Raw genomic sequence first — 12,517 nt, forward strand, 5'->3', positions numbered from 1 at the left:
GGTCGTACTCCGGGCGTAGTACGGGAGGAGGGGCCGCGGGCTCGCGGGCCCCGAGCCGCTCCCCGGAGTGACCCGCTCCTCGCGGTACGTGAACCCCGCGCACACGGGTTTGGACCCCGGCGTGTCGAATCCGTACACTCGCCCTTTTGGGGACTTCCGCAGCAGCGGGCGCGGACGAGTGATCAAGGAACGGGCAGCGGCCATGACGGTGACCGAAGACAACCACGTGACCGGGGAAGAGGACGCCTTCGGGCCGGGCATCGACCCCGACCGGCTGGCCCTCTGCCTCAGCGTGATCGACGAGCTCGACAAGCTCGACGTCGACCACCCGGACGCCATCACCGTACGCCGCGCCACCGCCGGCCTCTACCGCACGGTCAAGCAGCGCCGCCGCCAGGAGCGCCGCGCCGCCAAGACCGCCAACGACAAGGCCGTCACCGAGGCGACCGCGACCGGCTCCGCCGAGCGCATCGACGACGAGACCCAGGGCAACGCCCTGACCGCCGCCACCAAGGGCCCGATCGCCGGGATACTCCAGCGCCCGCGCTCCTGCTACATCTGCAAGACCCGCTACGTCGAGGTCGACGCGTTCTACCACCAGCTCTGCCAGGACTGCGCCGCCTTCAACCGCGCCCGCCGCGACGCCCGCACCGACCTGACCGGCCGCCGCGCGCTGCTCACCGGCGGCCGCGCCAAGATCGGCATGTACATCGCGCTGCGGCTGCTGCGCGACGGCGCGCACACCACCATCACCACCCGCTTCCCCAACGACGCGATCCGCCGCTTCAAGGCGATGCCCGACAGCTCCGAATGGCTGCACCGCCTGAAGATCGTCGGCATCGACCTGCGCGACCCGGCCCAGGTCGTCGCGCTCGCCGACTCGGTCGCCGCCGAGGGCCCGCTCGACATCCTGATCAACAACGCCGCGCAGACCGTGCGCCGCTCCCCGGGTGCCTACAGCGAGCTCGTCGCCGCCGAGAACGCCCCGCTCCCGGCCGGTGAGCTGCCGGCCGCCGAGGTCATCGGCACCTTCGGCAGCGGCACCGTCGACCGTGTCGCCGCGCTGCCCACCGGCCAGGGCGAGAAGCTCACCGCCCAGGACGTCACCGAGCTCGCGCTGGTCTCCGGCTCCGCCTCCCTGGAGCGGATCGCCGCCGGTACGGCCATCGACGCTGGCGGGCTGGTCCCGGACCTGCACGACACCAACAGCTGGATCCAGACGGTGTCCGAGGTGGACCCGATCGAGCTCCTCGAAGTGCAGCTCTGCAACTCCACCGCGCCGTTCATCCTGATCAGCCGGCTCCGCCCGGCCATGGCGGCCACCGAGGGCGGCCGCCGCTACGTCGTCAACGTCTCCGCGATGGAGGGCGTGTTCAGCCGCGGCTACAAGGGCGCCGGCCACCCGCACACCAACATGGCGAAGGCCGCGCTCAACATGCTGACGCGCACCAGCGCCCAGGAGATGTTCCAGAAGGACCAGATCCTGATGACCGCCGTGGACACCGGCTGGATCACCGACGAGCGTCCGCACCCGGACAAGATCCGCCTCGCCGAGGAGGGCTTCCACGCCCCGCTCGACCTGGTCGACGGCGCCGCCCGGGTCTACGACCCGATCGTCCGAGGCGAACTCGGCGAGGACCTGTACGGCGTCTTCCTCAAGGACTACGCGCCCGCCAACTGGTAGGCAGCTCAGGGCCTGTCTTTCGGATCATGCCGGGCTCGCCCGGCCGCGCGCCCCGGTCCCTCTTCGGAGGGGCCGGGGCGCGCCGCGTTCACGGCGTGCGCGCGTACGCCCCCGCCGCCACCCGTTCCAGAACCGGGCGCCAGTCCTCCATCACGCCCGCGTCCAGTCCGGCCACCTTGCCCGCGTCATCGGCCTGACGAAGCGTCACCGCGGCTTCCGCTTCGGGATCGGCCGCGAAAGCGCGGACCTCGCCCGCGCCCATCACCCCGCCCTGCGCCCGCAGGGTCAGCGCGCTCTGCGGTGACAGCGCCCGGGCCGGCTCGACGGCCGCCAGGTAGCGCTTCGCCGGCACGTGCAGCCGTACCAGCCGGGCCACCCGGTCGCCCAGCAGCGGGCGGAGCGCCCGGGCCGCGTGGTCGGCGTGGCCCGCGTCGTCCCCCGGGCACAGCAGGTGGCCCAGGTCGTGCACGAGGCCCGCGACTTGGAGCTCCTTGTCCGCGGGGTGCGAGCGGCGCAGCAGGGCCGCCGTCTGGAGTCCGTGGTCGTGCAGGTCGACCGGGTCGCCGCTGCGGTCGGGGGTGTCCCAGGCGCCCCGGCAGGCGCGCAGCAGATCCATCAACTCGTCGACGCTCCGGACCTCCGCCGCCCTGGACCTCGCCACCGCGTTTCCCTCCGTAGCCCGCCCGTCGCCCGTGTGTTGCCCGTCGAGCAGATCAGCCCGCACCGTCCGTCTGTCGGACGAGTGACTGAACTCGGGGCGAAAAACAGCGGTCCAGTGCGGATTTTACCGTTCCATCGAGCGGGGGTCCGCTCATATGTGTACTCTAAACCGCATGAGAGCCCCACCCGGGCCCTCGCTCCACCACGGCGCCACCGCGTCCGGAAACCTTTATTCCTGCCCGGCGCGGCGCTCCGCCCACCGGGTTACGCGACACTAAGGAGTGCGCGGTGACTGAAATGACGACGACCGAACCGAAGCTGCTGGAGCACCCCAACGGGCGAACCAAGACCCGTTCGGACGAGCTCGGCACGCTTGAGGTGTGGGCCCGATCCGCTCCCATCCGTCTGGCCGGGTACGAGGACGACCTGGCGGAGCCGCACATCCTGCCCGGTATCGACTGAGCCCCGGCAGTAGCTCCCCCCGCGCCCCCGCGCCGACACAGCGGCGACGGGGGCGCGGCATGTGCGGGCCGCCCCCCTCACCGCGCGCCGACCGCGCGCCGTACGCCCGCGGTTCCCGAACGGGCTAAGCCGTCAGCGTCATCGCTCAGGGCGATCAAGCCTTCCGGCGCCACCCGTCCCCGGGCAGGGTGAACGGCATGAGACTACTGATGCTGGGTGGGACCGAATTCGTCGGGCGCGCGATCACCGAAGACGCCGTGAGCAGGGGCTGGGAGGTGACCGTCTTCCACCGGGGCCGCCACGCGCCTCCGCCCGGCACCACCGCCGTGCACGGGGACCGGACGGCTCCCGGCGGACTCGCCGCCCTCGCCGACGGGGAGTGGGACCTCGTCGTCGACACCTGGGGCGACGCCCCCACCGCCGTGCGCGACAGCGCCCGGCTGCTGGCCGGCCGCGCCGGACACTACGCGTACGTCTCCAGCCGCTCCGTCTACTCCTACCCGGCCCCGGCCGGCCTCGGCGAGGACGGCCCGCTGGTCGAGGGCTCCGCCGACGCCGATGCCGTGGCCTACGCCCAGGACAAGCGCGGCGGGGAACTCGCCGCCGTCGAGGCCTTCGGGGACCGGGCCCTGCTGGTGCGCGCCGGCCTGATCCTCGGCCCGTACGAGAACGTCGGCCGGCTGCCCTGGTGGCTGAACCGCGCCGCCCGCGGCGGGCCGATGCTCGCCCCGGGTCCGCGTGACCTCCCGATCCAGTACATCGACGTACGCGACCTCGCGGCCTGGACCCTCGACGCCGCCGCGGCCGGACTGGGCGGCCCGTACAACCTGGTCTCCCCGGTCGGCCACGCCACGATGGCCGGTTTCCTGGAGGCCTGCGTCGCCGCCACGGGCAGCGACGCGGAACTGCGCTGGACCGACCCGGCCGTGCTCCTGGAAGCCGGCGTCGCGCCCTGGACCGAGCTGCCGGTGTGGACCGGGCCGGGCGAGGCCCACGACTACATGTACGGCGGCGACGTGACGAAGGCCCTGGCGGCGGGCCTGAACTGCCGCCCCGTGGCGCGGACGGTCGCCGACACCTGGGACTGGCTCCGCTCCCTCGACCGGGTCGCCCCGCAGCGCCCCGACCGGCCCGCCCCCGGCCTCGGCGCCGAGCGCGAGGCGGCGCTACTCGGCCTCTGACCCGGACACCCCGGAGAGACGGGTCGGCGGCAGGTACTCGCGCAGCAGCCGGCGGTGCCACCAAGCGCCCGTCTCGCGCAGCTCCCGCCAGGTAGTGAACCGGTACCGGTACAGCCTGGCCCGCACGTACACCGGCGGGGCGTCCGGGAACGGGTTGTGGCGCAGCAGCCGCAGCGTGTCCCGGTCGCCCGCCAGCAGCCGCTCCACGAACGGCCCGAACCAGTCCCGGGCGTAGTCGGGGGAGAGCGCGGCGAACCACATCAGCCAGTCGAGCCGCAGGTGGTACGGGGCGAACTGGCGCGGCATCCGGCCCGGTTCGCCGGGTTTGCCCTTGAACTCGTACGCGTACCACGCGCCGTCCTCGCGCGGCTGCCGGTCCGCGGTGCCCTCCACCACCACCTCGTCGCGGATCCGGCCCACCGTGCCGAAAGCCCCGTACGTGTTGACCAGGTGCAGGGAGTCGAAGGAGCGGTTCATCACCTGGCGGCGCGAGATCATGTTCAGCACCGGATGCCGGCTCAGCACCAGCACCAGCGCGGTCACCGCGCACACCGGTACGACGTACCAGAGCGGCGCCTCCCGGTAGGCCGCCGCCGGCGGGGGGCCGGCGAGCCCGGTGAAGTCCACCGCCGACAGGACGACCGTGATGGTGATCCAGTTCAGCCAGGCGAAATTGCCCGACAGCACCAGCCACAGCTGGGTGGCCACGATGATCCCGGCGGCGTACGAGGCCACCGGCTGCGGAGTGAACAGCAGCACCGGCACCACCAGTTGCGTCACGTGGTTGGCCGCGCACTCCACCCGGTGCACGCGCTTCGGCAGGTGGTGGAAGAACCAGCTCAGCGGCCCGGGCATCGGCTGCGTCTCGTGATGGTGGTACAGGCAGGTGAGCCGGCGCCAGCAGGGGTCGCCCCGCATCTTGATCAGCCCCGCGCCGAACTCCACCCGGAACGCCACCCACCGCAGCAGCCACAGCACCAGCACCGGCGGCCCCACCCGGGCGTTGCCGAGGAAGACCGCGAGGAAGCCCACCTCCAGCAGCAGCGACTCCCAGCCGAACGAGTACCAGGTCTGCCCCACGTTCACGATCGACAGGTAGAGCAGCCACAGCACCGCCCACATCCCCATCGCCGCGCCCAGCGGCACCGCGTCCCCGGCCCCCGCCGCGAGGGCCGCCGCCAGCAGCGCCCCGGCCCGGGCGCAGCCCGCGAAGAGGCCGTCGGAGTAGCGCAGTTGGAACAGGCTCGGGGCCTGCCGGAACGGCACGTACCGCACGTAGCGCGGGACGGGCAGCATGCCGTGCGCCCCGATCAGGGCCCGGAACTGCAGGGCGGCCCCGACGAAGGCGAAGAGGTAGACCCCGGCGAGGGCCCGCTGGAAGACCAGCCGGCCCAGCCAGTAGCCCGGCGCCGTGAACCAGTCCATCCCCTCCAGTATCAGGCCGGCCGGGCGGCGGCGGCCAGCCTGCGCAGGCGGTGCCCGAGCCAGCGCGCGTAGCGCAGCTGGAGGAAGGGGACCACCGGGCCGGCGAGCCGGGTGTACCAGGTGGCCGGGCGGCTGAAGGCGGTCACCTCGAACCAGACCGCGCCGTCCGGGTCGATGTCCACGAGGAAGGACTCCTCCCCGCACTCGGGGTGCCCGGCCAGCGTCCCGTACGCGAAGCCGATCCGGCGGGGTTCGTAGGCGGTCCAGACCACCTCGCACGGGGCCTCGATCCGCAGCGGCCCGATGCCGATGCCGATCACCACCCGGCTGCCCGGGCGGACGGCGCCCGCGTCGGCGCGGACCCGCACCCCCGAGGCCCGGTGCGCGTGGAAGGTGGTGACCGCGACCCCGGCGGCCTCGAAGGCGGCCCGGCCGTGCCCGATCCGGGTGCGGTGGCGCAGGTGGTGGTACCCGGCGGGCAGCGGCCGCCGCCGGGTCGCGCCCCGGTCGGGGTAGCTGACGGTGTCACGGCCGGCGCTGATGAGGCGGGTCATGGCGTGGTCTCCAATCGGCCGACGTCAGTCGGCGGTCAGCCGGCGCCAGGCCAGCACCGAGCACAGGGCGAAGCCGAGCGCGTTGCCGAGGCCGTGGGTGGCGGCCATCCAGGTCAGGGTGGGGTGGGTGATCCCGGTCGCCTCGCCGGCCGCCCACCACAGGGCCAGCAGCATGGTGGCCACCAGGACCGCGGCGGACGTGCCGAGCAGCGCCCCGGTGGTGCGGTCGCGGGCGCCGGGGCGGATGTCGCGCCAGGTCAGCAGTGCCACCGCCCACATCCCGGTGGTGAGCACGACCGCGCCCGCCAGCTCGGCCCAGTCGTCGACGAAGTAGCCGAGGAGCACCAGCAGGGTGCCGCCGGGGACGCTGTACGCGGCCCAGCGCGACAGCGTCGCGGCGCCCGGCGCGGTGGCGCCGGCCCGGCACACCAGGCCGGCGACCAGGGCGGCGGTGAACCCGGCGAAGTGGAAGTGGGGCACGGTGAGCGCCAGGATGTCGAGGTCGAAGCCGAAGAGCCGGTATCCGGCGCGCTCGGCGACCAGGGCGGTGCCGGCGATCGAGGGCGACACCAGCGCGGTGCACACGGCGACCTCGGCCGGGCCGGACGCGGTGGTCCGGGGCGGGGCTCCGCCCGCGTTCCCGCCCGCCCGGCCCGCGCTCCCGTGGGCCCCGCTCCTACGGCGGGCCGCCGGCAGCCGGGCCGGGGCCCGGGTCGCGAGGGCCAGGGCGGCCGCCGCGTACAGCGCGGCGAGCACCGTGGCCGGGATCCCGCGCGGCAGCCAGAGGCAGAGCGCCCCGAGGGCGGCCGGTACGGGCCAGAGGCGGGCGGCCGTACGCAGCCCGACCGGATCGATCAGGCGGAGACCGGCGGGGACCACGTAGAGCATGCCCAGGGTGACGATCAGGTTCACCAGTACCGTCACCGCGGACTCCCCTCCCAGGCGCGCTCGAACGCATTGAACGCGTTCAACTCACGGCCTGAGCCTACGTGCTTCCTTGAACATGTTCAAGACTGCTCAGGGGCTGCCCGACGCACCGCCGTCGCTCCGGTTGCGGCCGCCCCCGACATACGGCAGACAAGGAGGAGGAACCGGGGCCGAAAGGGAGATCCACGTGCACGCACCGACACCTCCGACACCTCGTCAGTCGCCGCGTCGTCACGCACCGGCCCACGCCGCCCTCTTTACCCTCCTCGGCCTGCTCGCCGCGGCCTGCGGGAGCTCCGAGCCCTCCGGCGGAACCCGGGGAGCGGGCTCCGAGAGCCAGGAGGTCCACCTCCAGCCCGTGGCCTCCGCCGGCCCCGAACCCTTCACCGCCTCCTCCGCCACCCACGAGTCCGCCCCCGTTCAGCCCCCGCTGCCCAATCCGACCGGCCAGGGCATCCGCACCGTCAACGCGGCCACCCCCGGCCTGTACGGAGGAACCCAGCGGCTCGGCAGCTGCGACGTGGAACAGCAGCTCCGCTCGCTCTCCGAGGACAGCGGCAAGGCCCTTGCCTTCGCCGAGGCCGCCGGCATCGAACCGGAGAAGACCGCGGACTTCCTGCGCGGCCTCACCCCCGTCGTGCTCCGCGCCGACGCCCGGGTGACCAACCACGGATTCCGCGACGGCCGCCCGGCCGCCTTCCAGTCCGTCCTCCAGGCCGGGACCGCCGTCCTCGTCGACGGCCACGGCATGCCCCGGGTCCGCTGCGCCTGCGGGAACCCGCTGCTCGCGCCGCGCGCCGCCAAGGGCTCCCCGGTCTACAAGGGCGACGCGTGGAACGGCTACCAGGCCAACCAGGTCGTGGTCATCGAGCCGACCATCCAGGCCATCGGCAACCTGGTCATCGTCAACATCGCCGACAACACCTGGATCGAGCGCAAGGCCGGCGACGACGGCGCCCAGGACCGCGTCCCCCAGGCCCCGCCCCCGTACGACCCGGCCGACGGCATCCCGGACGGCTCCGTCACCCCCGACTCGCCGGGGCAGGGCCGGCCCTGTACCCCGCCGGTCGGCAACAGCCTGGCGCGCACCGCGCCGCCCACCGCGCGCCCCTCCGCTCCCGACGGCCGCACCGGCGTCCCGGGCCCCGAGGCCACCGACTGCCCGCCGAGCCCGTCGTCCGCCCCGGCCGATCCGAGGGACCGGCAGCCGGACGCACCCGACGCGCCGAGCCTGCCGAACAGCCCGAACAGCCCGAACAGCCCGAACGCGCCGAGCACCCCGAACCTGCCGGACGGCCCGGCGGCCGTGCCGCCCGCGCAGCCGGGCGATCCCACGCAGCCGCTGCCCGACGCCCCCTGGATCCCACCGAACGACCTCCCCGCCGACCCCGTCCCGCAGGACCCCGGCGGCCCGGGGCTCCAGCCCGGCGACCCGGGGCTCCAGCCGGCGCCCGACGGCTCCCCGGCCCCGCCGCCCGGCCCGTACGACCCGGGCGCTCCGTACGACCCCTTCACCGTCCCGGGGCAGGACCCCGGGGCCTCCGATCCGGGGGTGTACCTGGAGAGCGCCTGACCCGCCGGTGTGTCATGGTGGATCGGTGCCGACCGCCGTATCGCTGCCGGACGACTGGCCCGCACACCCGGACCGGTCGCTCTCTCTGAACCGCATGGGCAGTTTCGACTGGGACCTGACCACGGGGCTCATGCACATGGACGACGCTGCCCTCGACGTGTTCGACACGCGCCCGGCCGAGTACGACGGGCGGCCCGAGTCGCTGGGCCCGCGCGTGCCGCCCGCCGAGTCCACCCGCCTCGACGCCCTGGTCTCCAGCGCCCTCAAGAGCGGCGTGGACAGCTACGGCGCCTACTTCCGGATCCGCTGCCGCGACGGCCGGCTCCGCTGGACCCACACCCAGGGCCGCGTCATGCGCGGTACCGACGGGCGCCCGCACCGGATCATCGGCATCGTCCGCGACGCCACCGAGGAGCTCAGCCACTCGGCGGAGCGGCTCGGCCTCGACGAGGAGCGGCGCCGCCAGACCTCGGTGGTCGAGAGCACCACCGCGGCCCTCGCGCACGCCCGTACCGTGCGGGACGTCATCGACGTCATCGGCGACGCGCACGGCCTGGAGCGGCTCGGCTCCATGGGCATGGTGATGGGCCTGGTCGAGGCCGGCCGGATCCACCTCGTCGCCGAGGGCCCGGCGGGCAGCTTCGTCCCCGGCACCCGCTACACCCGCATCGACGACCAGTACCCGATGAGCGAGGTCGTACGGTCGCTCCAGCCGCGGTTCCTCGACTCCGCGGCCGAGTTCGCCGCCGGGTATCCCGGCCTCTGGGCGAGGATCTCGTCGATGCACATCTCGGCGGCCGCGTACCTGCCGCTGATCGCCCAGGCCCGCCCCATCGGCGCGATCGGACTGCTGTACCAGGACAAGGACGGCTTCACCCAGGACGAGCGGAACCTGCTCGTCGCGCTCGGCAGCAGCATCGCGCAGAGCCTTCAGCGCGCCATGCTGCTGGAGCAGGAACACGATCTGGCGGAAGGCCTCCAGCAGGCGATGCTGCCGCGCCGGATCCCCTCCGTCCAGGGCGCGGAGATCGCGGTCCGCTACCGCTCCGCGCGGATGGGCCAGGACATCGGCGGCGACTGGTACGACGTCATCCCGCTGCCGGGCGGCCGGGTCGGGGCCGTCATCGGCGACGTCCAGGGCCACGACACCCATGCGGCGGCGGTGATGGGACAGCTCCGCATCGTGCTGCGGGCGTACGCGGCCGAGGGGCACTCGCCGGCCACCGTCATGGCGCGGGCCTCGGTGTTCCTGCACGAGCTGGACACCGACCGCTTCGCGACCTGCACGTACGTGGAGGCCGACCTGGCGACGGGCGTGCTCCAGGTGGTCCGCGCCGGGCACCTCGATCCGCTGGTGCGCGGGAGCGACGGGAGCTGCCGACGGCTGCTGGTGGACGGCGGGATGCCGCTCGGACTCTCGGCGGAGTTCGGCCCGCTGGAGTACGCGGTCACCACCCTGGAACTGGAACCCGGGGAAACGCTTCTGCTGTGCACCGACGGGCTGGTCGAACAGCCCGGCGCCGACCTGGACGACGGCATCAGGATCCTCATGGGGCTGATCTGCAGCGGCCCGGAGGACCTCCAGCAGCTGGCGGACCAGGTCTGCGGGGTGATCGACGACCGGGGCGGCGACGACGACATGGCCCTGCTGTTGCTGCGCCGCGACGCGGGGGAGACCCCGCAGGGCGGCGGCCGCCTGCAACAGCACGTGGCACCGGGCGACCCCGAGGCCCTGGTCGCGGCCCGGCACATGATCGGCACGGCGGTACGGGCATGGGGCGCGCGCGGCCGGGCCGACGAGATCGAACTGGTGGCGGACGAACTGATCGTGAACGCGCTGATGCACACCGACGGCCCCGCGATCGTGACCCTCCGGGTCCTGGCGGGCCCGCAACGCCGCCTCCGGGTGGAGGTCGAGGACCGCTCCAGCGCGCTTCCGCGCCGGCGCGAGGCGGGGGACTCGGGGGTCTCGGGACGGGGCCTGATGCTGGTGGACCGGCTGGCGGACGTCTGGGGCGTGGAGCCGCGGGGGAGCGGCAAGTGCGTGTGGTGCGAGTTCGTCGTGGACTGACCCGTCCGCCACGCCCGCCGGCGGGGCCGGGTCGCGCCACGGGCGGGGGATTGGCAGGCTGGGGGCATGCCCGAGTTGCCGGAGGTCGAGGCGCTGGGGGAGTTCCTCGACGAACACCTCACCGGGCGGGTGGTCGAACGCGTCCACCCGCTCGCCGTCAGCGTGCTGAAGACGTACGAGCCCCCGCTCACCGCCCTCGAAGGGCAGGCCGCCGGGACCACCGCCCGCCACGGCAAGTTCCTCGCCCTGCGCGTCGGCGAGCTCCACCTCGTCACCCACCTCGCCCGCGCCGGCTGGCTGCGCTGGCAGGACTCCTTCCCCGAGCAGCCCCCGCGCCCCGGCAAGGGCCCGCTCGCGCTGCGCCTCGTACTGGAGGGCGGCGGCGGCTTCGACCTCACCGAGGCGGGCACGCAAAAGCGCCTCGCCGTGTACGTCGTGCGCGACCCGCGGGAGGTGCCCGGGATCGCCCGCCTCGGCCCCGACCCGCTCGCCGACGCCTTCGACCGGGACGCCTTCGCCGCCCTCCTCGCCGGCGAGCGGCGCCAGATCAAGGGCGTGCTCCGCGACCAGGGCGTCATCGCGGGCATCGGCAATGCGTACAGCGACGAGATCCTGCACCGCGCCAAGGTCTCCCCGTTCAAGCTCGCCGCCTCCTTCGACGAGGAGCAGGTGACGCATCTCTACGGCGCCGTCCAGGACACCCTCCGCGAGGCCGTCGCCCGCTCGCACGGGGTCGCCGCCGGACGGCTCAAGGCCGAGAAGAAGAGCGCCCTGCGGGTGCACGGCCGCGACGGGGAGCCCTGTCCGGTGTGCGGGGACACCGTCCGCTCGGTGTCCTTCGCCGACTCCTCCCTCCAGTACTGCCCCACCTGCCAGACCGGCGGGAAGCCACTGGCCGACCGGAGGCTCTCGCGGCTCCTCAAGTGAGCTCGTAGACTCCCGCGCATGGCCGAGGAGCAGCAGGCACCGCCGCGGCGGGAGGTCGTCACCGGGGTGCCGCGCGGTACCCGCCGCCGGCCGCCCCCGCACACCCCCGCCCGATCGGAGATCTCCGAGCAGACCACCCTCGGCGCGACGTACGTCCGTGCCCTGATGCGCAGCCAGCTCCGGGCGGGCGCGGTGGCGCTGGCCGCGATGGCGCTGCTGATCGGCCTGCTGCCGCTGGTGTTCGTCGTGGCGCCGCGCGGATTCTCGGGCCCGCTGGTGTGGGTGGCGCTCGCGCTGGCGGTGTACCCGGTGATGTGGCTCATCGCCCGCTGGTACGTACGCCGGGCCGAGGCCAACGAGGCCGCCTTCACCGGGCTGGTCACCGACCCGGCCGAGTCGCCCCGCCCGCGCTGCCGCTAGGAGGCCCCGGGGGCCGTCCTCAGAACAGGTGCATCGCCAGGTGCCCCAGCGGCAGGCCCAGCTGCCAGGCCGGGGTCCACACGCGGACGTTCTCGTCGAGTCCCGGCGGGATGTCGTCGTCGAGGCCGGGCCGGCCCGGGTCGAGGTTCGTGGCGAACAGTTCGGTGCGGTCCAGCCAGCGCCACGCCGCCCGGGCCAGCTCCAGGTCCGGGTCCTCGCCCCCGCCGCGCTCGTGGGCCTCCTCGCCCAGCGCGAGGAACCGGGTGTGCACCCAGTCGCGCCAGGGGTGTCCGTACGCCGTCAGCGACAGCCACTCGTCGAGCTGCGAGACCACCCGGATCCCGGAGAGCTCGCCGGCCGCGTCGGAGAGGTAGATGGTGAGCGCGAGGGTGTCCCGCCCGGCGCGGAACTCCAGGGTGCCGGCGGGGATCAGCCTCCCCGTGCGCAGCAGTTCGTCGGCGATGTACTCCGCGTAGAGCCATGCCATGGGCACCGCGAGCCCGCCGTCACTGGTGCCGTTCATACCCTCGGGCTGCACCGTTCCACCTTCTCCCGCGCGTTCGAACCTGCCGCCGTCAGCCCTGAGCCTTCCGCGAGCGGCCGGCGGAGCGGGGAGTGTTTACTCAATTTGAA

Annotated in this window: 12 protein-coding genes; 7 read left to right on the forward strand and 5 right to left on the reverse strand. The window is 74.0% G+C overall.

Features of this window, described 5'->3' with window-relative positions; genetic code table 11:
* Positions 1 to 202: 202 nt before the first annotated feature.
* On the forward strand, positions 203 to 1,684 hold the full coding sequence (locus tag EES41_RS30990) for an SDR family oxidoreductase (protein ID WP_123081275.1): 1,482 nt from the start codon (positions 203 to 205) through the stop codon (positions 1,682 to 1,684).
* 88 nt (positions 1,685 to 1,772) lie between these two features.
* Here the strand turns inward: EES41_RS30990 and EES41_RS30995 are convergent, their stop codons facing one another.
* Positions 1,773 to 2,300, reverse strand: a complete 528-nt coding sequence (locus tag EES41_RS30995; protein ID WP_123081276.1) for an inositol oxygenase family protein — start codon at positions 2,298 to 2,300, stop codon at positions 1,773 to 1,775.
* Between the two features lie 332 nt (positions 2,301 to 2,632).
* Here EES41_RS30995 and EES41_RS41655 point away from each other — a divergent pair, with 332 nt between their 5' ends.
* Both EES41_RS41655 and EES41_RS31000 read left to right on the forward strand, forming a co-directional pair.
* A complete protein-coding gene (locus EES41_RS41655; RefSeq protein WP_008740241.1) occupies positions 2,633 to 2,806 on the forward strand; it encodes a hypothetical protein in 174 nt (57 codons plus the stop codon).
* Positions 2,807 to 3,003: 197 nt separating this feature from the next.
* Positions 3,004 to 3,987 carry an NAD-dependent epimerase/dehydratase family protein gene (locus EES41_RS31000; RefSeq protein WP_123081277.1) on the forward strand — a complete coding sequence of 328 codons (984 nt, stop codon included), beginning with the start codon at positions 3,004 to 3,006 and terminating at the stop codon, positions 3,985 to 3,987.
* Here EES41_RS31000 and EES41_RS31005 read toward each other — a convergent pair.
* Genes EES41_RS31005 through EES41_RS31015 form a run of 3 tightly spaced genes read right to left on the reverse strand, consistent with a single transcriptional unit; the run spans position 3,973 to position 6,890 of the window.
* Positions 3,973 to 5,412 carry a lipase maturation factor family protein gene (locus tag EES41_RS31005; RefSeq protein ID WP_123081278.1) on the reverse strand — a complete coding sequence of 480 codons (1,440 nt, stop codon included), beginning with the start codon at positions 5,410 to 5,412 and terminating at the stop codon, positions 3,973 to 3,975. The genes EES41_RS31000 and EES41_RS31005 overlap by 15 nt on opposite strands.
* An 11-nt stretch (positions 5,413 to 5,423) precedes the next feature.
* Positions 5,424 to 5,966, reverse strand: a complete 543-nt coding sequence (locus EES41_RS31010; RefSeq protein WP_123081279.1) for a DUF1990 family protein — start codon at positions 5,964 to 5,966, stop codon at positions 5,424 to 5,426.
* A 24-nt stretch (positions 5,967 to 5,990) separates the two neighbouring features.
* A complete protein-coding gene (locus EES41_RS31015; RefSeq protein ID WP_123081280.1) occupies positions 5,991 to 6,890 on the reverse strand; it encodes a YndJ family protein in 900 nt (299 codons plus the stop codon).
* Positions 6,891 to 7,080: 190 nt separating this feature from the next.
* Here EES41_RS31015 and EES41_RS31020 point away from each other — a divergent pair, with 190 nt between their 5' ends.
* The 4 genes from EES41_RS31020 (at position 7,081) to EES41_RS31035 (ending at position 11,884) form a co-directional block, all read left to right on the forward strand.
* Complete coding sequence (locus EES41_RS31020) at positions 7,081 to 8,466, forward strand: DUF6777 domain-containing protein (RefSeq protein ID WP_216827274.1); 1,386 nt, start codon at positions 7,081 to 7,083, stop codon at positions 8,464 to 8,466.
* A gap of 7 nt (positions 8,467 to 8,473) precedes the next feature.
* Positions 8,474 to 10,537 carry a SpoIIE family protein phosphatase gene (locus EES41_RS31025; RefSeq protein WP_123081281.1) on the forward strand — a complete coding sequence of 688 codons (2,064 nt, stop codon included), beginning with the start codon at positions 8,474 to 8,476 and terminating at the stop codon, positions 10,535 to 10,537.
* A gap of 66 nt (positions 10,538 to 10,603) precedes the next feature.
* Positions 10,604 to 11,464 (forward strand): Fpg/Nei family DNA glycosylase, encoded by an 861-nt coding sequence (locus EES41_RS31030; protein WP_123081282.1) that lies wholly within the window; start codon positions 10,604 to 10,606, stop codon positions 11,462 to 11,464.
* An 18-nt stretch (positions 11,465 to 11,482) separates the two neighbouring features.
* Positions 11,483 to 11,884, forward strand: a complete 402-nt coding sequence (locus EES41_RS31035) for a hypothetical protein (RefSeq protein ID WP_123081283.1) — start codon at positions 11,483 to 11,485, stop codon at positions 11,882 to 11,884.
* Positions 11,885 to 11,903: 19 nt separating this feature from the next.
* Here the strand turns inward: EES41_RS31035 and EES41_RS31040 are convergent, their stop codons facing one another.
* Positions 11,904 to 12,407 (reverse strand): hypothetical protein, encoded by a 504-nt coding sequence (locus EES41_RS31040; RefSeq protein WP_164496140.1) that lies wholly within the window; start codon positions 12,405 to 12,407, stop codon positions 11,904 to 11,906.
* Between the last annotated feature and the right edge of the window lie 110 nt (positions 12,408 to 12,517).

It is taken from the genome of Streptomyces sp. ADI95-16, assembly GCF_003721495.1.
GTDB lineage: Bacteria > Actinomycetota > Actinomycetes > Streptomycetales > Streptomycetaceae > Streptomyces > Streptomyces goshikiensis.

Excerpts from the sequence above, each read along its gene's own strand:
- EES41_RS30990 (WP_123081275.1), top strand. The coding sequence starts at position 203 with ATGACGGTGACCGAAGACAACCACGTGACCGGGGAAGAGGACGCCTTC.
- EES41_RS30995 (WP_123081276.1), bottom strand. The coding sequence starts at position 2,300 with ATGGATCTGCTGCGCGCCTGCCGGGGCGCCTGGGACACCCCCGACCGC.
- EES41_RS31000 (WP_123081277.1), top strand. The coding sequence starts at position 3,004 with ATGAGACTACTGATGCTGGGTGGGACCGAATTCGTCGGGCGCGCGATC.
- EES41_RS31005 (WP_123081278.1), bottom strand. The coding sequence starts at position 5,412 with ATGGACTGGTTCACGGCGCCGGGCTACTGGCTGGGCCGGCTGGTCTTC.
- EES41_RS31010 (WP_123081279.1), bottom strand. The coding sequence starts at position 5,966 with ATGACCCGCCTCATCAGCGCCGGCCGTGACACCGTCAGCTACCCCGAC.
- EES41_RS31030 (WP_123081282.1), top strand. The coding sequence starts at position 10,604 with ATGCCCGAGTTGCCGGAGGTCGAGGCGCTGGGGGAGTTCCTCGACGAA.
- EES41_RS31035 (WP_123081283.1), top strand. The coding sequence starts at position 11,483 with ATGGCCGAGGAGCAGCAGGCACCGCCGCGGCGGGAGGTCGTCACCGGG.
- EES41_RS31040 (WP_164496140.1), bottom strand. The coding sequence starts at position 12,407 with ATGAACGGCACCAGTGACGGCGGGCTCGCGGTGCCCATGGCATGGCTC.